Consider the following 24,059-nt stretch of genomic DNA (forward strand, 5'->3'; position numbering starts at 1 on the left):
CAATAGACTATCGTTTATACAAAAGCCGGGCAGCGGGAGGGCCGCTGACCGGCAGGGGTTCGGGTTCGCATGGGCGCCACCGGACAGCAAACGACCTGCCGCGCCAGAATGCGGATGACGATTGTAGTCCAAGACCGTAGCGCTTGCATGCCTTTTCCGTGATCGGCCCGACACGCGGGGCAGCCCGCAGCGCAGACACGGCCCCGTACGCGGTGTCAGGCCGTGCCGGCAGCGGCGTCGGCGCGCGCCGTGGCGCCGTGCTCGCGGGCCAGATACAGGTAGATCGCCGGAACCACGAACAAGGTGAACAGGGTACCAATGGCCATGCCACTGGCGATCACCAGACCCATGGCGAAACGCGAGCCAGCACCGGCGCCGGTCGCCATCAGCAGCGGCACCATGGCCACCACGGTGGCGGTGGTGGTCATCAGGATCGGGCGCAGGCGCAGGCTCGCGGCCTCCTCGATGGCCTCGCGCAGGCCGCGGCCCTGACGCTGCAGCTGGTTGGCGAACTCCACGATCAGGATGCCGTGCTTCGCAATCAGCCCGATCAGGGTCAGCAGGCCCACCTGGGTGTAGATGTTCAGTGACGTCACGCCGAGACTGATGAAGATCAGGGCGCCCGCGATCGACATCGGCACGGTGGTGAGGATGATCAGCGGGTCACGGAAGGATTCGAACTGTGCCGCCAGCACCAGGAAGATCACGATCAGCGCGAAGAAGAAGGTGATCACCAGCTCTCCGCCCTCCGCCTTCAGCTGGCGCGACTGGCCGGCATAGTCGATGGTAACGTCGGGCGGCAGCACCTCGGCCGCGATGCCGTCGATGATGTCCAGCGCCTCGCCGAGGGTCACCCCGGGGCGCGGGACCGCAGACAGCGTCACCGCATTGAGCTGCTGGAACCGCTTCAGTGACCGCGGGGTGACCGTCTCCCCGAGGGTCACGATGCTGGACAGCGGTACCGGCTCGCCGTCGCGGGTGCGGGTGAACAGCTCTTCCAGCTGCTCGGGATTCAGGCGCTCGGTGCGCTGGATCTGGGGGATCACCCGATAGCTGCGGTTCTCCATCGCGAAACGCCCGGCAAAACCGCCGGACAGCAGCGTCGCCAGGTCGGCGTTCAGGGTGGCCATGTCGATGCCCAGCTGCGCGGCGCGCTCGCGGTCGATGTTCAGATCCACCTGCGGCTGGTCGAAGTCGAGATCGCTGTCGATGAAGATGAAGCGCCCGGTCGCGCGCGCCCGCTCCAGGATCTCGTCGGCAAACTGGCCCAGCTCCTCGAACGGCCCGGTGGAGCCCAGCACCACGCTGACCGGCGTGCCGTCACCCGGCGTCGGGAGTTGCGGCGGCTGCACCGCAAAGACCTCCAGCGCCGGGATGCGCTCCAGGCGCGGCTGCAGATCCTGCTCCAGGATCGTCTCGGTATCGCGATCGCGCTGGTCCCAGGGGGCCAGCACGAAACCGCCCAGGGCCTGGTTGCTGGCGCCGGCAAGCCCCGGCCCGCCGCCGAAGCCGTTGACGATGAAGATGTTCTGCAGCTCCGGGATCGCGTCCAGGAAATCGTCGGTCAGCGCGGTGTTGCGTTCCAGCCAGTCCAGCCCCATGTAGGCATCGCCCTCCATGATGGAGAACGCGAACCCCTGGTCTTCCGGCGGCTCCAGCTCGGTCTGCGAGGTCACGAACAGGAAGTAGCAGGACACCAGCACGATGGCACCGAACACCGCAATGGTGAAGCGATCGTTCAGGGCCCCGTGCAGGCGCCGGCGATAGCGCCGCTGCAGGCCATCGAAGCGCGCATCCAGCCAGCTCTCGATGCGTCCGCGACGCTCGCTGGCCCCGTCGCGCAGGATCTTCGAGCACATCATCGGGGACAGGGTGATGGCGACGATCCCGGAGATCACCACGGTCGCCGCCAGGGTGAAGGCAAACTCGACGAACAGGGTCCCGGTCAGCCCGCCGATGAAGCCCAGCGGCAGGAACACCGCGACCAGCGTGGTCGACATCGCCACGATCGGCCAGGCCAGCTCGCGCGCGCCCTGGATCGCTGCATCCATGCGCGACATCCCCTCCTCGATATGGCGCGAGATGTTCTCCAGCATGATGATGGCGTCATCCACCACGATACCGATCGCGAGCACCATCGCCAGCAGGGTCAGCAGGTTCAGCGAAAAGCCCATCAGCAGCATCAGCATGAAGGTGCCGACCAGCGACAACGGGACCGCCACCGCCGGGATGATCACGCTGCGCAGGGAACCGAGGAACAGGTAGATCACCACCAGCACGATGGCCAGGGCCAGGCCGATGGTGATCAGCACCTCGTCGATCGCGCTCTGGATGTAGTCGGTGGAGTCGTAGACGATCTCGCCCTCCAGCCCCGAGGGCAGGCGCGGGAGGATGCGCGTGTCGAACACGTCGCGCACCTCGGCGATCACGTCGAGGGCGTTCGCATCCGGCGCCAGCTCGATCCCGACGAAGGTCGCCGCCTCGCCGTTGAAGCGCACCGAGGTGTCGTAGCTCTCGGAACCCAGCTCGACCTCGGCGACGTCTTCCAGACGCACCAGGTCCCCATCGGCCTCGAACAGGATCAGCTGCTCGAATTCCTCCGGGCGCTGCAGATCGGTATCCGCGGTCAGGTCCAGCCCGACCATCGAGCCACGTGTCTGGCCCACGGCCGAGAGGACGTTGTTGCGTTCCAGGGCCTCGCGGACGTCACGCCCGGTCACGCCATAGGCGGCCATGCGGCTGGCATCCAGCCAGGCGCGCATGGCAAAGCTCTGCGCCCCGAGGATCTCCGCGCGCTGCACGCCGTTGATGGTCGCCAGTTCCGGCTGCACCTCGCGGATCAGATAGTCGGTGGTCTGGTTGTTGGTCAGGCGCTCGGAATAGAAGGACATGTACATCGCGGCCACGTCCTGACCGACCGACAGGTCCACCACCGGGTCCTCGGCCTCGGCTGGCAGATCACTGCGGATCTTGTCCACCTGCGCCGAGATCTGGGTCAGCGCCTGGTTGGGGTCGTAGTCGAGCTCCAGATGGGCCTCGACGATACTGATGCCCGCGCGGCTGGTGGAGACCAGGTAATCGATCCCCTCGGCCTCGGCCACCTCGCGCTCCATCGGGGTGGTGATGAAGCCCTGCACCAGGTCGGCATCCGCCCCGACATACGCAGTGCTGACGGTCACCACCGCGTTCTGCACCTCGGGGAACTGACGCACGTTCAGGTCGAACACCGCGCGCACCCCGAACAACAGGATGAACAGGCTCACCACCGTGGCCAGCACCGGCTTCTGGATAAAAATGTCGGTAAAGCGCATGGTCGCGGGCCTGTTCAGCGGTTGGCCGGGCGCGGATCACGCTCGGCATCCGGCTGCGCATCCTCGGTGATCTCCACCGGGGTATCGTTCTGCAGCTTCAGCAGGCCGCTGGCGGCCACCTGCTCGCCCGGCTCCAGGCCGTCGGTCACCCGCACCAGGTCGCCGCGGCGCTCGCCGGTCTCGATCAGGCGCTGTTCGACCCGCTTCTGGCCCTCGTCGTCCTCGTGGATCACGAACACCGACTGTCCCCACGGCGCGAAGCGCACCGCGGTCTGCGGGATCACGACCGTCTCCTCCGCGGCGCCACGATCCAGCGTCACACGGGCGAACTGACCCGGGCGCAGGCGCCCGTCCTCGTTGTCCAGCCGCGCCTGCACCCGAAACATGCGCGAGGCCGCGCGCACCCGCGGCTCGATCGCCGTGACCTCGCCAATGAACGGCTCGTCGAAGGCGGCGACCTCGACACTGACTTCCTGCCCCAGGGCTACATCGCCCAGACGCCGTTCCGGCAGGGTGAAGTTCACGTACAGCGGCTGCAGCGCCTCGAGCACCACGATCGGCTCGCCCGGGCCGACAAACTGCCCCACGTTCACCTGGCGAATGCCGAGCTCGCCAGCAAAGGGCGCGCGCAGGCTCTTCTGCCGGATTCGGGCCTCTTGGGCCTTGACCGCGGCGACCGCCTGCTCCGCCTCGGCGACCCGCCGCTGGAATTCCGAATCGGAGATGTCGTTGCGTTCGATCAGACCGCGCGCACGTTCCAGCTCGCGCCGCGCCAGCCGCTCGCCGGCGCGCAGGCTCTCCAGCTCGGCTTCGTCCAGCGTGGTATCGAGATCCACCAGCGAGTCGCCGGCCTCGACGCGCGCACCGTTCTCGAAATGGATCTGCCGGACCAGCCCCTGCGCCTCGAAGCTGAGGGTCGCCCCCTGCACCGCCTCGAGATCACCGATGGCGCGCAGTTGCGGGGTCCAGGCATCGGTGCCGACCTCGACTGCGTTGATGGTGGCCACCGGCTCCGGCATCTCGTCAAAGAACTCCGCGATCTGCTGGTCCACGAAGGCCTTGAAACCAAAGATGCCGCCGAGCACGACGGCCACCGCCACCAGCATCAGGATGAAACGCTTCATCAAAATCTCCCGGGCCGGCGGGGCCATCCCCGCCAGCGTAATCAGTGAACAAGGGAAACACCGATCGATGTTTCCCCGGAACGATTCAGTCCGCCGCGGCGCCCTCGCGCTCAACGGGTCGGGTGTCGATCCCGGCCGCCGCGAGAGCGGCCCGCACCCGGGCGGTCTCCGCGCGCACCACCGCGGGCTCGTCCGGATCCAGACGCGGCTCCCAGCGCCAGCCCGTCAGCAGCGCGTGGAAATGGCGAATCAGGTGGTCATAGGGGCGATGGATGTCGTAGGCATCGAGCAGGCCCCGGGCATTGGCGAGGCTCTGCATCCCCACGTTCAGCGCCCACGGCCCCAGCCCCATCTCCTCCTCGCCCATCTCGCGGGCCGGCGGCAGATCGCCATTCGCGCGGGCCTCGGCCACCACCGCCCGCACCGCCTCGCTGATCGGTCGCGCTGCCTCCAGCAGCGCCGTGCGCCGCGCGGCGGAGACGTTCGCCCACACCACTTCGGTCACCAGGTACTGCATCAGCCGGTAGTAGTCCGGGTTGCCGGCCGCGAAATCGATATCCGTCAGCACGATCGCCAGCATGCGCGCCCGCGTACCCAGCTCCAGCCCCGGGATCGCGTGAAAGCGGGCGGCGCGCGCGCGCGTGGAACGCGCCGCCACGGCCGCCAGCAGGTCCTCGCGAGACTCGAAGTGCTGATACAGGGTGCCGGTGGCGTACTCGCAGTCGGCCGCCAGCTTCGACATCTGCAGCCCCAGCAGACCGTCCTCGCGGATGCGCGCATGCGCCCGTTCGATAAACAGCGTCTCGCGCGCCTCGCGCTCGCGCCTCCTGCGATCCTCGGTACTCATGCGACGGAGCATATCGAATCCAAGACAGTTTTTGAACTCGATTCAAAACTGTCCCGAAAAAAGGCCGGGGATACCCCCGGCCGTTCGCCCTCACGCGCTCTCGCGCAGCAGGCGCACGATCGCGTCGGCAACGCTCCGGCTGGACTGCGGGTTTTGCCCCGTCACCAGCTTGCCATCGACCACCACGTGATCGGCCCAGTCCTCCGCGGCATCCACCGTGCCGCCCAGTTCCTGCAGCTTGTCCTGCAGCAGGAACGGCATGGCGCGGTCCAGCTGCACGGCCTTCTCCTCGCTATTGGTGAAGGCCGCGACCTTGCGCCCCTTCACCGCGGAGCTGCCGTCCGCCAGCATCGCCCCGACCAGGCAGGCAGGGCCGTGGCAGACCGCGCCCACCACCTTGTCGTGCTCGAGAAATTCGGCCACCAGGCGCTGCACATGCGGGTTCTCCGGCAGATCGAACATCGTGCCATGCCCGCCGGGGAAGAAGATCGCCGCGTAGGCGTCGTGATGCATGCCGCCATCCAGCGCGATGGTGTCATCTAGGGCCTCCTGGGCCGCGACCGCCGCTGCACCCGGGTGGCTCGCCTCTAGGCTCTTGGGATCCAGCGGCACCGGACCACCCCGGGGGCTCGCAACCTTGATCTCGAAGCCGGCCCTGCGGAAGCGGTCGTAGGGCTCCGCGAATTCGTCGAACCACACCCCGGTGGCCTGTCCCGGGGCGATCTCGCCGTGACTGGTCACGACCATCAGAATCGTCTGGCTCATCCCGATACCTCCTCTGCATCCATGTGTTGCATGGACTCGCAAAGCGCCATCAGGTTCCTCTGGCCGCGATCCCGGCCCACACCCGAAAACACTCGCCCCCGCTCGAAGCGGGGGCGAAAGGACACGCGAAAAGGACGCACTGCCGGGGCCGGACGGCCCGTTGCGGTTAAACGCGGTAGTAGTCGCGGTACCACTCGACGAAGCGGGCGATACCGTCCTCCACCGCCGTGGCCGGGGCATAGCCCACGTCGTCGCGCAGGGCATCGACATCGGCGTAGGTGTCGGGCACGTCGCCCGGCTGCAGCGGCAGCAGGTTCTTCTCGGCCTTGCGCCCGAGACAGTCTTCCAGCACCTCGATGTAGCGCATCAGCTCGACCGGCTCGTGGTTGCCGATGTTGTACAGCCGATAGGGGGCAGCACTGGTTGCGGAGTCGGGCGCGGCACCGTCCCAGTCCGGGTTGCGCGGGGCGACATGGTCCAGGGTACGGATCACGCCCTCAACGATGTCGTCGATATAGGTGAAGTCGCGCCGGTGATGGCCGTAGTTGAAGACGTCGATCGGTTCGCCCGCCAGGATCTTCCGGGTAAACATGAACAGCGCCATATCCGGCCGGCCCCAGGGGCCGTACACGGTGAAGAAGCGCAGCCCGGTGACCGGCAGGTCATAGAGATGGCTGTAGGTATGCGCCATCAGTTCGTTGGCCTTCTTGCTGGCGGCATACAGCGACAACGGGTGGTCCACGTTGTCATGCACCGAGAAGGGCATGCTGGTATTGGCCCCGTACACCGAGCTGGAGCTCGCGTAGACCAGGTGCTCGACCCCGTTGTGGCGACAGCCCTCGAGGATATTGCCAAAGCCGACCAGGTTGGTGTCCACGTAGGCCGCCGGGTTCTCCAGCGAATAGCGCACCCCGGCCTGAGCCGCCAGATTCACCACCCGCTGCGGGCGATGCTCGCGGAACACCCGCTCCATCGCGGCGCGGTCGGCGATATCCTCGCGCAGGTCGGTGTAGTTCGGGTGATCCTGGGTGCGCGCCAGGCGCGCCCGCTTCAGCGAGACGTCGTAGTAGTCGTTCAGATTATCGACGCCGATGACCTCGTCGCCGCGCTCCAGCAGGCGCAGGCTCAACGCACTGCCGATAAAACCGGCCGCGCCGGTCACGAGCACTTTCATCGCGCTATTCCTTGTCGTCCGGCAGGGTGATGTTCAGCTCGAGGACCTCGCAGTCCCCCTCGCGGTCCACGTTCATCTGCACCGCGTCGTCGTCGACCTGCACATACTTGCGGATCACCTGGAGCAGTTCCTGCTGCATCGCCGGGAGGTAGTCGGGCCCGGAACGCGCCGCGCGCTCGCGCGCCACGATGATCTGCAGGCGTTCCTTGGCGACACTCGCGCTCTTCTGCCGCGGCTGGCGGAAGTAATCGAAGATCCCCATGATCACCCCTTGAACAGGCGCCCGAAGAAGCCCTTCTTCGGTACATCGACAAAGCGCAGCGGGCGTTCCTCGCCGAGGAAGCGCGCCACCGCATCCTGGTAGGCCTGTCCGGCATCGGACTCCTCGTCCAGCACCACCGGCTGACCGGCGTTCGAGGCATTCAGCACGGCCTGCGACTCGGGGATCACGCCCAGGAGATCGATGGCCAGGATCTCGCCCACATCCTCGATGCTGAGCATCTCGCCACGCTCCACGCGTTCCGGGGCGTAGCGGGTCAGCAGCAGCCGGCCGGGGATCGGATCACCGCCCTGCTCCACCTTGCGCGTCTTGCTCGCCAGGATGCCGAGGATGCGGTCGGAATCGCGCACCGAGGAGACCTCGGGGTTGGTCACCACGATCGCCTCGTCAGCGAAATAGGCCGCCATCAGCGCGCCGCGTTCGATCCCGGCCGGGCTGTCGCAGACGATGAAGTCAAAGTCCTCGGAGAGTTCGTTCAGCACCCGCTCCACGCCTTCCTGGCTGAGGGCGTCCTTGTCGCGGGTCTGCGAGGCCGGGAGGATGAACAGGTTGTCCACGCGCTTGTCGCGGATCAGGGCCTGCTTCAGGTTCGCATCGCCGTTGATCACATTGACAAAGTCGTACACCACGCGGCGTTCGCAGCCCATGATCAGGTCGAGGTTGCGCAGACCCACGTCAAAATCGATCACGGCGGTCTTGTGGCCGCGCAGGGCCAGCCCGGTGGCAATCGCGGCCGAGGTGGTGGTCTTGCCCACCCCGCCCTTGCCCGAGGTAATCACTACAATTCGTGCCATGTTGGCTGCAGCTCCTTGTCGTCTTGCAGGCGCCCGGCGATCTCGTCGTGGCGTGCGACGGGTTCCAGTCCGTTCGTGACCGCGTGGCGGCCGGTCAGATCTCCGCGATCTTGAGGCTTTCGCCGTCCAGTGTCACCAGCCGGTTCTCGCCGCGCTCGGCTTCCGTGATGTCTTCCGCGATCCGGTAATGCCCGGCGATGGACAGCAACTCGGCATCCAGTCGCCGACAGAAGATACGCGCCGTCACCAGACCGCGCACCCCGGCCAGCGCACGCCCTCTTAACGGGCCCAGCACATGGATGTGGCCATCCGCCAGCAGTTCGGCCCCGGGCGAAACCGCACCGGTCACGATCAGGTCGCCACCGCGGGCATAGATCTGCTGCCCGGAGCGCACCGGCTGATCCACGATCCGGGTGGCCGTGTGGACCGCGGCCACCGCAGTTTCCGGTGGCGCCTCGGGGGCCTTCTCCGGTGCGGGCGATTCGTCCTCCAGCGGGACCTCGCCCACCGGCGCGCCGCTGCGCCCGCCCAGTTGCAGCACCGGCAGGGCATCGGACCGACCGGACGCGTCTTGCAGGCGCTCGGAGGCGGCGCCGGCCTGCAGGCCCACCAGCTTGAAACCCTCGGCGCGCACGCACTCGATGGCCGCCCGCAGCTCCGCCTCCGGGACTGCGGCCACCGCCTCCAGATCGAGCACGATGGGCATCTCGCGCATCAGCTCCGGGGCCTGTTCGCGCCGCGCCGCCAGCGCCGCAGCCAGCGCCTCAGGATCGGTCTGGTACACGCGCAGCACCGACACCAGCATCATGCGCCCTTTCAGTTCAATGGTCTGGACGGAACTCGGGGTCGCGCTCATCGGATCGGCTGGCTCGCTGGCGGTTGGTCGCATCAGAAAAAGGGCCGCGCCCGGTGGCAGGGCCACCCGGCGCGACGTGCGCTTTATAGCGCGGAGCGGGAAAGCGCAGCAAGGGAGCCAGCGGCAGTCGCCACGCCGGAACGGGCGCCTCAGCCGCGGGGCGGTCCCGGGATCAGGGTGTTGGTGCGGCGCACGTAGTCGGCATAACCGGGGCGGGATTCGTGCAGACGCCTTTCCAGCAGCGTGACACCGGACACACGCAACAGCAGGACGATCATCAGGATAGCCGACGGCACGGCCCACCACCCGCCGGCGGCCAGCGCCAGCAGGCCGAAGCCGACCCACACCACGATCTCGCCGAAGTAGTTCGGGTGGCGGCTGTAGCGCCACAGGCCACGATCCATCACCTGGCCGCGGTTCGCGGGGTCGGCCCGGAACCGCGCCATCTGCGCATCCGCCAGCGTCTCGAAACCGAGCCCGACCAGCCACACCAGCACGGCCACCAGCGCCAGCGGCCACCACAGCCCGTCGGACAGCACGACCGCCAGCATCGGCAGGCCGATCACCGCGACCAGCACGCCCTGAAGCCAGAAGATCGTGATCAGGCTGCGCGCGGCAAAGCCCCGCTCCGAGCGCCCGGCGCGCATCTCGGTGTAACGACCGTCCTCGCCATGCCCCCAGTTGCGCCAGGCAATGAAAATGGACAGCCGCAGCCCCCAGAACAGCACCGGCAGTACGATCCACAGCCCGTGCAGGGGCCAGCCGGACAGCCCCCATACCACCGCGGTGAACAGTACGAATCCCAGCCCCCAGTAGCGATCCACCAGGCTGGCATCACGGCGCTGCACGCTGGCCAGCCAGACCGCGGTCATCAGCACCAGGACCGCCGCCAGGCCGATGGCAAAGATCAACCCGCCGGACACCGGCTAGGCCTCCGGACGCCGGAACAGCACGTGCGACACGAACCACTCGTTGCCGCCGCGGTAATCGAACAGCTCCGCGCAGGCCATGTAGAACATGCGCCAGCGCTGGAACCACAGCGCGGCCTCACGCGGGCCATAGGTCTGCTCGAACAGCGGCATCAGTTCGTCGCGTGCGGCATCCTGGCGCGCCAGCCAGGCATTCAGCGTACGTGCGTAATGGCGGCCGTTGACGCGCCACTGACGCTGTACCCGCAGGTCGTCCTGAAAATGTCGGGCCAGGTCATCCGCCGGCATCAGACCGTCGCGGAAGAAGTACTGCCCCATCCAGTCGTGGGCGCCCTCGCTCTCGAAGAAATAGGCGAACTCGCGGTGGGCAAACACGTGCATGAAGAATTGCCCACCGGGGCGCAACCAGCTCGCCACGCGGCGCAGGAGTTCGGGCCAGTTGCGCATGTGCTCGAACATCTCCACGGACATCACCCGGTCGAAGCCCGCCTCGTCGGGGGCAAACGTGTTCATGTCCGCGGTCATGATCGTCAGGTTGTCGAGTCCGCGCGCATCCCGGCGGGCCTCGATCGAGGCCCGCTGAGTGGCCGAATTCGATACCGACACGATGCGCGAGGCGGGATACTGCTCAGCCATCCACAGCGACAGCGATCCCCAGCCGCAGCCCAGTTCCAGTACCCGCTGCCCGTTCTCCAGACCCGCCCGCTCGCAGCTCAGGCGGAGCATGGCCTCCTCCGCCCCGCGCAGGTCTTCCACGCCCTCCGGCCACCAGGCACAGGAATACTTCAGCCAGGGCCCGAGGCAGCGCTCGAAATACTCGGTGGGTACCTCGTAGTGCTGTTCGTTCGCGACATCCGTGGACAGGGCCACCGGCGCCGCCCGCATGGCCTCGATCAACGCGTAGCGCCGCTCCATGGCCTCCTCGGCCGGCGCGCCGCTCTGACGCAGACGCTCCGCCAGCAGGCGGCGTATGCCCGCGCGCACCAGACGGTCCGGAAGCCGTCCCTGTTCCGCCCATTCGATCATCCGTTGCATGGTGCGCGATCCCTTGTTGTCGATGAGTTCCTTGACCCCGGTCCGGCGGCACGGTTCCGCCAGGCGGTCCGGAAACCTTACCGACCGGTGTCATGCAGGGCCTTATGGGTGCTAGATTGATGCATTGGGACTACTCCATCATGGCCATGGCAAAACATCATCGAATCCCAGCCCGGACGCTCCACCGCGTATGGGCGCCCTTCTCCAAAGGCGTGCAGGCTCGGCTGGAAGACTTCCTGAACGAGCTGGACGACCGCCTGATGGAGGCCTCCGAGCGCGCCATCGACTCGCAGCGCGCCGGCCGGCTTCTGACCCTGTCCCGCCAGATTCGCATGGCCAGCGACATGATTCTGCGCCACTTCCGTGACCGCCTGAACCAAGCCATCGCCCCGGAAGACCCCGATGCCGAATCCGCGTTCCTGGACGAGCTGAGTCTTATGGACGACGCCGACACCGAGCGCGAAGTGGCCCTGCGCAAGCTGGTCAAAGGGGCCCATGGCGCGATGGCTGCCGAGATCGACGCGCTGGAGACGGTCACCCGCGACTACCAGCTCGCCCTGACACCGGAGGAGGCCCCCTGGCATCCACACGCCCTCGGCGAGGCCTTCCTGGAGGCCCTGGAGGCGGAACAACTGTCACCGGAAGACAGCCTGATGCTGCTGCACTGGTTCGACCGCGACGTGGTGCGAACCCTGCAGCCAGAGATGCAGGCGCTGCTGCAGGCATTCCGCGACGCCGGCTTCGTGGTGCCCGACACCCCGGCCCCGACCGCGCCTGTCCGCGGCCGGCAGAGCGCCGATACCGCGGCGCCACCGGTCGCGGTCGCCTCCCCCGCCACGCCCCCCGAGTCTGCGGGGCCTGCCGGGGCGGCCGGCAACTGGACCCAGTTCGGGTACCAGGTGCCCGTGGCCGGGCAGGTCGTTGCCACCGCAGGGGCCGGCCACGGCTCGCCGGTGGAGGCGGTCACGACCATACTCAACAGCGCATCACCGAGCACGCTCGAGCCCTTCATCATGGACCTGCTCCAGGGGCTCTTCGACATGATCCTGAAGCGGGACGACCTCAACCCCGCGCTGCGCGAACCGCTCTCCGATCTTCAGCTGCCGCTGGTGCGGATCGCGATGCGCGAAACCGACTTCTTCCGCGACCGTGGCCATCCGGCCCGACAGATGACCGGCCTGCTGCTCAACATCGCGCTGCGGGTCGACCCCGACCTGCCGCTGAACGAGGCCCGGGAACTGCCCCTCAGCCAGCTGGTATTCGAGAATGTCGAGCGGGTGCGCAACGGCGGCCTGGAGGACCGTGGCGCCTTTGACGAGGCGCTGACCCGGCTGCAGGACGACCTGGCCGCGGCCGAAGAACGCATCATCTACCAGGCCGCCGACGTGCAGGCCGAGGCCCAGCAGGAAGAGCGCGCCCTGGAGATCACCTACAGCGTGGAATCCACGGTGGAGCGCACCGTGATCTCCATGGGGCAGGACCTGCCCGACGAGGCGCGCGAGCAGCTGATGGACGCCTGGGTGCCGCTGATGACCGCCCAGAAGACCGCCGAGGCTGAAGCGGAGACCGATGCCGAGTCCGGGAGCGCCACGCCCCCTGACGCCGGTGCCGATGCACCCGCCGACACCGACGGCATGGCCCTGCTGCACGAACTCCTCGAGCTGATGCAGGAGGAACCCGACTTCCAGAAATCCGCCCCGCTGCTGGCCCGCATCCGCGCCTTCCTCGACCGTGCCCCGCTGTCGAAGGAGGAGCGCACCCGGATCAAGCAGGACCTGGTGTCCGCCCACCTGGTCGCGGCGGGCAGGCGGCGCTCCACCCCCGCCGACAGCGGTGCCGAGGCAACGAAGGCCGCGTCCGAAACCCGCACCGAGTCCGCCACAGCGCGCATGGACAAGGCCCGCGAACGGGCCAGCAGCCGTCCGCGCTCCCTGTTTGGCGATTCACCCCGGCATGCCGACGACGACCCGTCGCTGATGCGCGATCATGACGACGAGCATGTCGAGCACGCCGACAATCTGATCTCCGGGACCTGGGTCCAGTTCACCTCGCCGGCCGGCACCAAGGTCACCCGCATGAAGCTGGTTTGGCGTGGCACCCATGCCGGTCGCCTGCTGTTCACGGATGCGGCCGGGCGCGCCCGGCGACAGCACAGCATTCAGGGCCTGGCGCATGAATTCCGCAGCGGCCGCGCTCAGATCATCCCGGACGAATCCCTGTTCGATCACCTGATGGACCAGCGCCTCGGCCAGTCAGCCTGACGTTCCCGCAGACGTTTCCACCTGAATGGCGGCCCGCCACCCCCCGGCGCCCGGCATCTCGCCGGGCGTGCGGACCTTTTCCGCTCCGCCGGGGTCCATCTTGCGTTGCCAACCCAATCCTGGACACACCGATGACACGCACACTGGCGGGCCTCTTTGCAGGCCTGGTACTGGGGGGACTCGTGACCGGATGCAGCGCGCCACAGAAGATGCCGACGGTCGAGCAGGTCGACCTCGAACGCTACATGGGCGACTGGTACGTGATCGCGAATATCCCGACCTTTCTCGAACGCGATGCCTACAACGCCCTGGAGCAGTACGCGCTGAATGACGACGGCACCATCGCCACCACGTTCTCCTTCAACAAGGGGGGCTTCGATGGCCCGCGCCGCGAATACAACCCCACCGGTTTCGTCCGCAGCGAGAGCAATGCCGAATGGGGCATGCGTTTCCTGTGGCCGTTCAAGGCCGAGTTCCTGATCGTCTATCTGGACGAGGACTACAGCCAGACGGTCATTGGCCGCAGCAAGCGCGACTATGTCTGGATCATGGCGCGAGAGCCGCAGATGCCCGAAGACGACTATCAGGCCATCGTCGCCTACCTGGACGAACTCGGCTACGACATCGACGCCATCCAGCGCGTGCCCCAGCGCTGGGACTGACCGCCGCGGCCGGAACCCCGCGCAGCGGACGCGCAGGGATCGCGGGCCGCCTTCACGCCCGGCCGTAGCCGCCGCCACCCGGCGTGTGGATCTCCACCGCATCGCCGGGGGCCACCGGGCGGCGGTCGCAGCCCGCCAGCGCCTCGCGGCGGCCGTCGGCGCGCAGGATGGCATCCTCGCCGGTCGCACCCGGCTCGCCCCCGTCGAGGCCGAACGGCGGCACCCGGCGGCGGTTGGCCAGCAGCACCACCTCCATCGCCTGGTCGAACCCCAGACGCCGGATCACCCCGTCGCCACCGCGCTGCTGCCCGGCCCCGCCGGAGCCCCGGCGGATGCCGAAGTGCTCCACGCGCACCGGGAACCGGCTCTCCAGCACCTCCGGGTCAGTCAGGCGCGAGTTGGTCATGTGGGTCTGCACGGCGCCGGCGCCGACGTAGTCCGGGCCGGCCCCGGCACCCCCGGCGATGGTCTCGTAATACTGGTACTCGGCGTTGCCGAAGGTCAGGTTGTTCATCGTCCCCTGGGCCGCAGCCTGCACCCCCAGCGCCCCGAACAGGGCATCGGTGACCACCTGCGAGGTCTCGACATTGCCGGCCACCACCGCCGCCGGCGGGCGCGGGTTCAGCAGGCAGCCCTCGGGGATCGCCAGCTCCACCGCCTCGAGACAGCCATCGTTCAGCGGGATCGCGTCCTCCAGCAGGGTGCGCAGCACATACAGCACCGCGGCGCGCACGATCGAGGCCGGCGCGTTGAAGTTGTCCGCGCGCACCGGCGAGGTCCCGTCGAAGTCGATATGCAGGCGCGCCCCGACCCGCGTCACCGCGACCCGCACCTCGGCACCATTGTCCAGCGCATAGGCAAACCGCCCGGTCTGCAGTCGCGGGATCAGGCGCTCCACCGCCTCGCGGGCATTGTCCAGCACGTGGCGCATGTAGGCCGTGACCACCGGCTGTCCGTACTCGTCCAGCAGGCGCCCGAGCTCCTCCAGCCCCTTGCGGTTGGCGGCGACCTGCGCCTGCAGATCGGCCAGGTTCTGTTCCGGGTTGCGCGCCGGCCACGCGCCCGCAGCCAGCAGCCCGCGCAGGGCCTCGGCCGCGAACTGCCCGTCACGCAGCAGCCGGGTCGGCGGTATCAGCACGCCCTCCTCGGCCAGGGTCGCGGAGAACGCCGGCATCGAGCCCGGGGTGATGCCGCCGACATCGGCGTGATGCCCGCGCGAGGCGACAAAGAACTCCAGTGCAGCCCCCTGATCAACCGGGTCCTCCGTGACCTGCCCGGCCGCGTCCACGAAGACCGGGGTCACCACGGTGATGTCCGGCAGGTGGGTACCGCCGTTGTAGGGGTCGTTCAGGACATACGCATCGCCCGGGCGCAGGTCGCCGGCGAAGGCCGCCACCACCGCACGCACACTGGCCCCCATCGAACCCAGATGCACCGGCATGTGCGGCGCATTCGCGACCAGCCGGCCGTCGGCGTCGAACAGCGCGCAGGAAAAATCCAGACGTTCCTTGATGTTCACCGAGTGCGCGGTGTTGCGCAGGGTGTACCCCATCTGATCGGCGATCGCCATGAAGCGGTTGTTGAACACCTCCAGCAATACCGGATCACGCGCCGCGCTCGCGGTCCGCCGCTCGGAGGTCGGCGCGGCGGCCTCACGCGCCCGCTCCAGGCGCAACGTGCCGTCGGCCTCGATCTGCCCGCGCCACCCGGGCTCCAGTACCAGGGTCGCGGTGGACTCGATCACCAGCGCGGGGCCGGCCAGCTGCATGCCGGGGCGCAGCTGTTCTCGCCGATACAGGGGGCAATCGCGCAGGGTACCGGCGATGGTCATGGCGACCGTCGCGGCCTCCGGGGCCGGGCCTGCAGGGGCCGGGGCCGTCAGGGTCTGCGGGGTCGCCCCGGTCCCGGCGATCGCCTCGGCCGCGACGATCGCGACCATCAGCTCCCGGTCCGGCGGGGCAAAGCCGTACCGGTCGCGGTACGCCGCGGCAAAGGCCTGCATCACCGTATCCACGGGTCCCGCCGGCACCTCCAGCGCGGTATCCGAGCCGGCCAGACGCAGGTGCAGCCGGCGTTCCAGCCGGATCGCCTCTGGCGCGACCCCCTGCGCCTCCAGCGCCTGCCGGGCCGCCTCGGCCTCTTCTTCCAGAACCCGGTCCAGATCCTGCTCGAGCGCCGCCAGCCGTTCGCTGGCCAGCGGCCACTCCAGGCTGCACTCGCGCAGCGCACGCAGCTCGCCCAGGCCCATGCCGTAGGCCGAGAGCACCCCGCCCAGCGGGTGGAACAGGATGTGCCGCATGCCCAGCCGCTCGGCCACCCGGCAGGCGTGCTGCCCCCCGGCCCCGCCGAAACAGACCAGGGCATAGCGCGAGACATCATGGCCGCGCTGCACCGAGATGGTCTTGATCGCCTGGGCCATGTGCTCCACCGCGATCTGCAACAGGCCCTCGGCCAGCGCCGCGGGCGTCGGGCGGTCGTCCCCGGCCGCGGCCACCGCCTGCGCCAGCTCGGCGAACTGGCGCTGCACCGGCGCCGGGTCCAGCGGACGATCGCGGTTCGGCCCGAACACGGCGGGGAAGTATTCCGGCCGCAGGCGCCCCAGCAGCAGGTTGCAGTCGGTCACCGTCAGCGGCCCGCCCTGGCCGTAGCAGGCCGGCCCCGGCCGCGCCCCGGCGGACTCCGGGCCCACCCGCAGGCGCATCCCGTCGAAGCGGCAGATCGAGCCGCCACCGGCCGCGACGGTGTGGATATCCAGCATCGGCACGCGCAGTCGCGCGCCGGCGACCTCGCTCTCCTGGCTGCGCTCCAGCGCGCCGGCGAGGTGCGCGACATCGGTAGAGGTGCCGCCCATGTCGAAGGTAATCAGGCGCTCGAAACCCAGCGGCCGCGCCGTCTCCAGCGCACCGACGATGCCGCCGGCCGGGCCCGACAGGATCGCATCGCGGCCGCGGAAACGGGCCGCATCCACCAGCCCGCCATGCGACTGCATGAAGCGCAGCGGCACCGCGCCGAGCGCCCCGGCGACCTGCCGCACGTACCGGCCGAGCACCGGCGAGAGGTAGGCATCGACAACGGTGGTCTCGCCGCGTGGCACCAGCTTGATCAGCGGGCTGGCCTCGTGGCTGGCCACCACCTCTTCGAAGCCGAGCTCGCGCGCCAGCGCGGCAACCGCCTGCTCGTGGGCCGGGTAGCGATAGCCATGCAGACAGGCCACCGCCACCGCGCGCAGCCCGTCCGCGCGCGCCGCCGCCAGCCGCGGACGCAGGTCGTCCAGGTCCGGCGGCTGCAGCACCTGGCCGGCGGCATTCACGCGTTCGCGCACCGGCTCCACGCGGGCATAGACCGGAGCGGGGAGCCGGATCGCCCGGGCGAACAGCTCCGGGCGCGCCTGATGGCCGATCCGCAGCGCATCCTCCAGGCCTGCGGTGATCACCAGCAGGGTCGGCTCACCCTTGCGCTCCAGCAGGGCATTGGTGGCGACCGTGGTGCCCATGCGCACCTCGTGGATCGCGCCCGGCGGGATGGCCGCGTCCGGCCCGAGCCCGAGCAGGTCGCGGATGCCCTGGACCGCGGCATCGGCATAGGCCTCGGGATTCTCGGACAGCAGCTTGCGGGTATGCAGCCGGCCCTGCGGGTCGCGTCCGACCAGGTCGGTGAAGGTCCCGCCGCGGTCGACCCAGAAATCCCATCCTGTCAGGCTGTCGCTCCCCATGCGTCTCCACACACGTTACGTCGAACGAACCTGACCGCCTGGCGCCGGTCACAGGCTGGAACGCTCGACATTGAAAAGAAAGGAATTCGGTCCCGTATGGATCCTGTTACCCACGCCAGTCTGGGCGCGGTCGTCGGCGGGCTGGTGCTTGGCTCCCGCCTGGGCCGCAAGGCCGTGGTGCTGGGCGCCGCCGTCGCGCTGCTGCCCGACCTCGATATCCTCATAGCTTACGGTGACGACCTCTCGGATTTCATCTACCACCGCGGCTTCACGCACTCGCTGCTGGTGCATCTGCTGGTTGCCACCGGGGTCGCGGGGCTGCTGGCCCGGCTGCCGCGCACGGCGGAGATCGGCTTCGCCCGCTGGTGGTGGTTCTTCTTCCTGGTGCTGGCCACGCATGCGCTGAACGACCTGCTGACCACCTACGGCACGCAGATCCTCTGGCCCCTGCCGGTGGGCGCGTTGTCCACGGCCTCGATGTTCGTGATCGACCCGTTTTACACCCTGCCCCTGCTGATCGCCGCGATCGGCGCCCTGTTCTGGCGCTTTGCCCCGCGGCTGCTGGTGGCGGGGCTGGTGATCTCCACGGTCTACGCCGGTTCCGGCCTGGTCCTGAAGGCCTGGATCGACCACCGCATCCAGCCCGCCCTGACGGCCATGGAGCTGGACACCCAGCCCCGGCTGGTGCAGCCAACCCCGTTCAATTTGTTCCTGTGGCGGGTGACCGTGGTCCAGGACGACACCTTCCTGGAGGCCTGGGTCGGAATCTTCGATCACCCGATCCGCCCCGACTTCGAGCGCTTCGCGCGTGGCGACCGCGAGCTGCGCCGCGCGGCCCTGGCGCTGGAGGATGGCCAGCGCCTGCAGGGCTTCTCCGGGGATTTCCTGCGTTTTCACCGCACCGCGCGCGACGACGGCCCGGATCGCCTGGTCGTCACCGACATCCGGCTGGGCGCCCCGGGATATTTTCCGTTCGGCTTCGAGCTGGCCGAAAAGGCCAACGGCGAATGGCAGCCGATCCCGCCCCGCCGCATCGCCGAATCCACCCGTGGCGAACGGCTGGGAGCGGTACCGGCGATCCTGCGCCGCATCGTCGACCCGGGCGGCGCGCCCTGCCTGATGGACCTGGCCGAGCCCGATTACGCCATCCAGGATCCACCGCCGCGCTGCCGCATGCCGCCGCTGCCGGAGCACTCGGAACACCCGGGGCCCGCGGTGCCGTGAGTGACCAGGCTCGCGAGACCGGGGCACCACCGTCCGCCTGCGAGCTGTGCGCCCGCCCGATGGAGGCACTGACCCGCCACCACCTGATCCCGCGCAAACAGCATCGGCGCAAGCGGATCCGACGGCGATTCAGCCGCGCCGAGCGCGAGGGGCGCATCCTGCACGTCTGCCCGCCCTGCCACCGGCACATCCACCGCCACTTCGACGAACAGACCCTGGCCGAGCGCCTGAATACCCGCGAGGCCCTGCTGGCCGAGCCGGTGATCCGCGATTTCGTCGCGTGGATCTCGCGCCATCCACCCGGCTTCAAGCCCCGCTACTAAAGAGACGCTATCGGGTTCGCCCCCGAACCTCCGGGACCAGACATGCGAAAGGGGCCACTCGGGCCCCTTTGCTTGAATCTGGCGGAGAGGGAGGGATGACTCGGCGCGCTGCGCCTCGCCCTGCGGGTCGTCGCCTGCAGCGACGTTCGGGTGCCGCTGCGCGTCACCCGTCGAACCCGGCTTTCTCATGTATCGAGGGTTCGAATCCCGACACCTCTGGGGCCAGACATGCGAAAGGGGCCACTCGGGCCCCTTTGCTTGAATCTGGCGGAGAGGGAGGGATTCGAACCCTCGATACGGGGTTACCGTATACACACTTTCCAGGCGTGCGCCTTCGACCGCTCGGCCACCTCTCCTTTGGCTTCGCAACCGACAAGCCGTTGCGAAGCGCGCAAGGGTAAACCAGCCGCCGACCATTCGCAACGCAAGGCACCCGGTCCGGGCAAACACGGATACATGTGTACGGGACCGGATCAGTCCCCGGAGGGCTTGGTCGGACCCCGCCCGGGCAGCACGGGAAAGGCGTGCACGTTACCGGCATCGCCACCGCCGTCCCGGATGCGCGGGGTGCCGACGGCGGCCACCTCGTCGATGCGGATCAGGGCATGCATCGGCACGTGGAACCGCTCCACCCCTTCGAACTCGGTGCGCAGGCGTTCTTCGGAGGGGTCGACCACCACCTGCGAGCGCTCGCCGAACAACAGGCCCTCGACGGTCACGAAACCATAGAGGTCGTCCTGGTAGACCTCGCGAGCGTAGATCTCGTAGACCTTGCCATGATTGAGAAAACTGACGCGATAGCGGGTATTGGACGTGTTCATACCCTTCATCATGGGGCAGCAACCGCAGATTGCAACGGGTTGGCGTTGGTCCCGAGCGACAGAGCCGGTATGATTCCCGCGGTCATCCGCATGGGTTCGGCACGCCAACGATGAATTCCTCCCAGGAGCTGCTCGATCATCTGAGCCGCAACAGCTCGCCGTACCAGGATCCGCTGACGCGGATTCGCTGGGACGCGCTGTCGTGGGAGGATTTCTGGATTCCGGAGGAGGCGATCTCGCTGTTCGGCACGCCGGAGTACACGGCGCTGAACCCCGAACAGAAACGCCGTCTGTCGCAGTACGAGTTTCTCTATTTCATCAGTGGCGCGCTGTGGCTGGAAGGTCTGTTCATGGAGCGTATCTCGCGCATATCCATGCACTCGACCGGGCGCCTGGACCGGCTGAACTATCGCCTGCACGAGCTGCGCGAGGAGGCGGGTCACAGCCTGATGTTCATCGAGTTCATGCGCCGCAGCCAGCTGCCGTTGCCGGAACGCCGCTTCCCGAAGCCGCGTCTGGCCACCCTGGTCGGCCGCTTTGCCCCGTTCGACTCCTCCATCTTCTGGATCGCGGTGATGATCGGCGAGGAAGTCCCGGACCGCATGAACCGCCTGATCCACCAGCGGCGTGACGAGATCAGCCCGACCGTGCACGACATCGTCACCACGCACATGATCGACGAGGCGCGCCACATGGCCCATGCCCGCGACACGCTGGAGGGCTGCCTGGACAGTCTGCCGACCTGGCAGAAGCTGACCTATCGCCCGCTGATGCGGCGGGTGTTCCGCCAGTTCGTGCGCGCCTTCTACTATCCCACCGCGGACATCTACCAGCTGGCCGGGCTGCCCGCGGGACCGGACTACCGGCGCCTGGCGCATGACAATCCGCGCCGAGCGGCGTTCGTGGATACCTGCGTGGACCCGGCGCTGCAGATCCTCCGTGCCCAGGGACTGGTGCTGAACTGGCGCTGACGCAAAGGGCTGTCCGCCCGGCCAGTTGAGTATGATCGGGCCATGACCCCGTTGCCCCGCCTTCGCCCCCCCAGCTCGACCTGGCGCCAGATTGAACTGGGCGTGTTCATCGTACTGCTGACAATGATCGGACTGCGGGTCTGGTTCCAGCCGCCCTCGGCCCTGCAGCAGCTCACCTTCCGCGAGGAACTGCAGGTGGTGCTGGTGGAGAATCCCCTGGGGCGCTCGGAACTGTCCGCGACCAATGGTCACGACCAGCTGGAGCTGGACCTCCTGCACGGCTTCGCCCGGGAACTGGGCACGCGCATCCAGGTGCAACGCGTGGAGACCGCCGCCGAGGCCCACCGGCGTCTGCGCGAACAGCGCGCGGACCTCGCGGCCGGCCTGCTGGTAGACCCGGGTGACCCCGCCATCGAACGCGGGCCGGACATCCTCGGCATCCAGCAGGTGCTGGTCTTCTGGCGCGGCAACGAAGCCAACGCCGCACTGCGCAACCTGACCGACCTGCCCGCCGGCACCCGGCTCGGCTTTACCGCCCAGTCGCCGTTGCCCGAACCGCTGCGCCAGCAGCTGGCCGCCGAGCCGGACGCGACGGGCAGTGTCGGACCGGTCGCACTTCCGGATGCGGTCACGGAGGGCGACGCCGCCCCCGCCGTGGAACTGGTCCCCATGGGGACGGCCGAATCGCTGCACCAGGCACTGGCCTCCGACGCCATCGACTACGCCCTGATGAATTCTCTGGAATTCGGGCGCCTGCGCCGCCTGTACCCCGAGCTGAGCACGGCCTACGAGTTCGAGCGCGAGGCCGCGGTATCCTGGCTGTTTCCCGCCGGCTTTGACCGCAGCCTGATCGATGCCGCGGCCGCTTATCTGCAGCGCCTGCGCGACAACCGCGACCTGGAGCTGATGGTCGACCGCTACATGGGGCACCTCGAGATCCACGATCTGGTGGATGCCCTGACCTTCAATCGGCGCGTGGAGAACCGCCTCGACCGCTTCCGCGAACTGTTCGAGCGCATGGGCGCGCAGTACGGCCTGGACTGGCGATTCATCGCCGCAGTGGCCTACCAGGAATCGCACTGGGACCCGGATGCCATCTCGCCAACCGGCGTGCGCGGCCTGATGATGCTGACCCAGAACACCGCGGCCGGCCTCGGCATCCAGGACCGTACCGACCCCGAGGCCAGTGTGGACGGCGGCACCCGCTACCTGCTGGAACTGCACGAGCGCCTGCCCGAGCGCATTCCGGAACCGGATCGCACCTGGATGACCCTCGCCGCCTACAACGTCGGCCTGGGTCACCTGCACGATGCCCGACGGCTGGCCGCAGCCAATGGCGACGACCCCGACCGCTGGCTCGACGTGATGCAGTGGCTGCCGCGTCTGGCCGAGGCGGAATGGTACGAGCAGACCCGTTTTGGCTATGCCCGCGGCTGGGAGCCGGTGATCTACGTACAGAACATCCGCAGCTATTACGACAAGCTGATCCAGCGGTTCCCCGACAGCAGCGACCATCCGCCGCCGTCGCCTCGCATCTACCATCGCGTGCCGCTGTCGCTCTGAAGCGGACGAACGGCGGCCTGGCCGTGGCGCCGGAATCCCCTATAATCGCTAGCGGATTGCAACCCCCGGATCACGCCCATGACCGCCGCCTCCCGAGCCTCCCTGCGCGCCGCCATCGGCCCCGGACTCCTGATGGCAGGGGCGGCGGTAGGGGTCTCCCATCTGGTGCAGGCCACGCGCGGGGGGGCCGAATACGGGCTGCTGCTGATCCCGATCGTGCTGCTGGCCTGCCTGTTCAAGTACCCGTTCCTGGAATTCGGGCCGCGCTACGCGGCCGCCACCGGGCACAACCTGCTCACCGGCTATCACCGTCTGGGCAACTGGGCGCTGGGGCTCTACATCGCGGTGACCCTCGGCACCCTGTTCATCATCCAGGCCGTAGTCACACTGACCACGGCCGGGCTGCTGGCCCTGGTGTTCGGGCTCGACCTGTCCATGGTCGTGCTTTCGGCAGCGATCCTCGCGGTCTGTATCGCGTTCCTGATGATCGAGGCCTACCGGGGCCTGGATCTGGGCATGAAGATCATCATGGCCGCGCTCAGCGTCTCCACGGTGATCGCGGTCGCCCTCGCCTTTCAGGAGGCGCCGGACTGGCAGGCCCTGTCAGGCGCGCCGGAATGGTCGAACCTCTGGACCCTCGCCGGACTCGCCTTCGTGCTGGCCCTGCTGGGCTGGATGCCCATCCCGCTGGACGTCGCCGCCTGGCATTCGATCTGGACCCAGGAACGCGCGCGCCTGACCGGGCACCACCCCAGTGTGCGCGAGGCCGTGTTCGACTTCCGCCTGGGCTATCTCGGGGCCACGGCGCTGGCGTTGGTCTTCATGCTGCTGGGGGCACTGCTGATGTACGGAACCGGGGTTGGCTTCGCGCCCGGCGCGGCCGCCTTTTCGGCGCAGCTGGTGGACCTCTATGCCCAGAGCCTGGGGGAGTGGAGCCGCTCGCTGATTGCCATCGCCGCGCTGACCACCATGTTCTCGACCACCCTGGCCGTGACCGATGCCTACCCCCGCGTGATCGTCGCGACCATCCGCACCCTGCGTGAAAACCGCCACCGCGCCCGCGACATGGAACCCGACCCGGAGAGCGAGCGCGGCCTGGAGTGGTGGGGCTACCGGATCGCCCTGGTGGTGGTCACCCTGGGCGCGCTGCTGCTGATCTGGATGGCCGGAGAGGGCTTCACCCGTTTCGTCGACATCGCGACCACCCTGTCCTTCCTCTCCGCCCCGATCCTCGCCTGGATCACCTTTCGCGTGGTCACAAGCGCACAGATGCCGGTCGCGGCACGCCCCGGACCGGCACTGCGGGGACTGGCCTGGGCGGGCGTGGTGTTCCTGTCGAGTTTTTCCCTGATCTGGCTCGTCTGGCGCTTCGGGTTCTGAATCGCGTCCCGGCGCTGCGGGGATGCT

The 24,059-nt window shown here is 68.4% G+C and carries 19 protein-coding genes, 1 tRNA gene and 1 other RNA gene; 7 read left to right on the forward strand and 14 right to left on the reverse strand.

Annotated elements, in window-relative coordinates; all coding sequences use genetic code 11:
• Window positions 1–215 precede the first annotated feature (215 nt).
• The 10 genes from D000_RS0102775 to D000_RS0102820 form a co-directional block, all read right to left on the reverse strand.
• Complete coding sequence (locus D000_RS0102775) at window positions 216–3,311, reverse strand: efflux RND transporter permease subunit (RefSeq protein ID WP_018872031.1); 3,096 nt, start codon at window positions 3,309–3,311, stop codon at window positions 216–218.
• A 14-nt stretch (window positions 3,312–3,325) separates the two neighbouring features.
• Window positions 3,326–4,435, reverse strand: a complete 1,110-nt coding sequence (locus D000_RS0102780) for an efflux RND transporter periplasmic adaptor subunit (RefSeq protein ID WP_018872032.1) — start codon at window positions 4,433–4,435, stop codon at window positions 3,326–3,328.
• 85 nt (window positions 4,436–4,520) lie between these two features.
• Window positions 4,521–5,294: a TetR/AcrR family transcriptional regulator gene (locus tag D000_RS0102785; protein ID WP_018872033.1), complete on the reverse strand. Its 774-nt coding sequence runs from the start codon at window positions 5,292–5,294 to the stop codon at window positions 4,521–4,523.
• A 78-nt stretch (window positions 5,295–5,372) separates the two neighbouring features.
• On the reverse strand, window positions 5,373–6,047 hold the full coding sequence (locus D000_RS0102790) for a type 1 glutamine amidotransferase domain-containing protein (RefSeq protein WP_018872034.1): 675 nt from the start codon (window positions 6,045–6,047) through the stop codon (window positions 5,373–5,375).
• Between the two features lie 166 nt (window positions 6,048–6,213).
• Entirely contained in the window at window positions 6,214–7,221 is a 1,008-nt protein-coding gene (locus D000_RS0102795; protein ID WP_018872035.1) for an NAD-dependent epimerase, read from the reverse strand.
• 4 nt (window positions 7,222–7,225) lie between these two features.
• Window positions 7,226–7,483 (reverse strand): cell division topological specificity factor MinE, encoded by a 258-nt coding sequence (minE, locus tag D000_RS0102800; RefSeq protein WP_026142882.1) that lies wholly within the window; start codon window positions 7,481–7,483, stop codon window positions 7,226–7,228.
• A 2-nt stretch (window positions 7,484–7,485) separates the two neighbouring features.
• Complete coding sequence (minD, locus tag D000_RS0102805) at window positions 7,486–8,295, reverse strand: septum site-determining protein MinD (RefSeq protein WP_026279718.1); 810 nt, start codon at window positions 8,293–8,295, stop codon at window positions 7,486–7,488.
• Between the two features lie 94 nt (window positions 8,296–8,389).
• Window positions 8,390–9,151 (reverse strand): septum site-determining protein MinC, encoded by a 762-nt coding sequence (minC, locus tag D000_RS0102810; RefSeq protein WP_018872037.1) that lies wholly within the window; start codon window positions 9,149–9,151, stop codon window positions 8,390–8,392.
• A gap of 149 nt (window positions 9,152–9,300) precedes the next feature.
• A complete protein-coding gene (locus D000_RS0102815) occupies window positions 9,301–10,023 on the reverse strand; it encodes a DUF1295 domain-containing protein (RefSeq protein WP_369772915.1) in 723 nt (240 codons plus the stop codon).
• Between the two features lie 54 nt (window positions 10,024–10,077).
• On the reverse strand, window positions 10,078–11,115 hold the full coding sequence (locus D000_RS0102820; RefSeq protein WP_018872039.1) for a cyclopropane-fatty-acyl-phospholipid synthase family protein: 1,038 nt from the start codon (window positions 11,113–11,115) through the stop codon (window positions 10,078–10,080).
• Window positions 11,116–11,261: 146 nt separating this feature from the next.
• Here D000_RS0102820 and D000_RS0102825 point away from each other — a divergent pair, with 146 nt between their 5' ends.
• Entirely contained in the window at window positions 11,262–13,376 is a 2,115-nt protein-coding gene (locus tag D000_RS0102825) for a DUF1631 family protein (RefSeq protein WP_026279720.1), read from the forward strand.
• Between the two features lie 131 nt (window positions 13,377–13,507).
• A complete protein-coding gene (locus tag D000_RS0102830; RefSeq protein WP_018872041.1) occupies window positions 13,508–14,038 on the forward strand; it encodes a lipocalin family protein in 531 nt (176 codons plus the stop codon).
• A 52-nt stretch (window positions 14,039–14,090) separates the two neighbouring features.
• Here D000_RS0102830 and D000_RS0102835 read toward each other — a convergent pair whose 3' ends face one another.
• Entirely contained in the window at window positions 14,091–17,750 is a 3,660-nt protein-coding gene (locus D000_RS0102835) for a hydantoinase B/oxoprolinase family protein (protein ID WP_018872042.1), read from the reverse strand.
• A gap of 96 nt (window positions 17,751–17,846) precedes the next feature.
• On the opposite strand from D000_RS0102835, the gene D000_RS0102840 reads away from it, so the two are divergent.
• Complete coding sequence (locus D000_RS0102840; protein ID WP_018872043.1) at window positions 17,847–18,974, forward strand: metal-dependent hydrolase; 1,128 nt, start codon at window positions 17,847–17,849, stop codon at window positions 18,972–18,974.
• A gap of 59 nt (window positions 18,975–19,033) precedes the next feature.
• Window positions 19,034–19,297 carry a hypothetical protein gene (locus tag D000_RS0102845; protein ID WP_051074935.1) on the forward strand — a complete coding sequence of 88 codons (264 nt, stop codon included), beginning with the start codon at window positions 19,034–19,036 and terminating at the stop codon, window positions 19,295–19,297.
• Window positions 19,298–19,376: 79 nt separating this feature from the next.
• Here D000_RS0102845 and D000_RS13695 read toward each other — a convergent pair.
• The 3 genes from D000_RS13695 to D000_RS0102855 all read right to left on the reverse strand — a co-directional run bounded on the left by D000_RS13695 (window position 19,377) and on the right by D000_RS0102855 (window position 20,118).
• Window positions 19,377–19,525: non-coding RNA, RtT sRNA (locus D000_RS13695), on the reverse strand.
• 37 nt (window positions 19,526–19,562) lie between these two features.
• Window positions 19,563–19,653, reverse strand: a tRNA-Ser gene (locus D000_RS0102850).
• A gap of 117 nt (window positions 19,654–19,770) precedes the next feature.
• The gene (locus D000_RS0102855; RefSeq protein ID WP_018872045.1) at window positions 19,771–20,118 is read right to left on the reverse strand and encodes a DUF1820 family protein; all 348 of its coding nucleotides are present in this window, start codon (window positions 20,116–20,118) and stop codon (window positions 19,771–19,773) included.
• Between the two features lie 110 nt (window positions 20,119–20,228).
• Between D000_RS0102855 and D000_RS0102860 the strand changes: the two genes are divergently transcribed.
• The 3 genes from D000_RS0102860 (at window position 20,229) to D000_RS0102870 (ending at window position 24,032) form a co-directional block, all read left to right on the forward strand.
• Window positions 20,229–21,089, forward strand: a complete 861-nt coding sequence (locus tag D000_RS0102860; RefSeq protein WP_018872046.1) for a diiron oxygenase — start codon at window positions 20,229–20,231, stop codon at window positions 21,087–21,089.
• Between the two features lie 42 nt (window positions 21,090–21,131).
• Window positions 21,132–22,652 (forward strand): membrane-bound lytic murein transglycosylase MltF, encoded by a 1,521-nt coding sequence (gene mltF, locus D000_RS0102865; RefSeq protein WP_018872047.1) that lies wholly within the window; start codon window positions 21,132–21,134, stop codon window positions 22,650–22,652.
• A gap of 78 nt (window positions 22,653–22,730) precedes the next feature.
• Window positions 22,731–24,032, forward strand: a complete 1,302-nt coding sequence (locus D000_RS0102870; protein ID WP_018872048.1) for an NRAMP family divalent metal transporter — start codon at window positions 22,731–22,733, stop codon at window positions 24,030–24,032.
• The last annotated feature ends 27 nt before the right edge of the window (window positions 24,033–24,059 follow it).

It is taken from the genome of Thioalkalivibrio sp. ALJ16 (assembly GCF_000377345.1).
GTDB lineage: Bacteria > Pseudomonadota > Gammaproteobacteria > Ectothiorhodospirales > Ectothiorhodospiraceae > Thioalkalivibrio.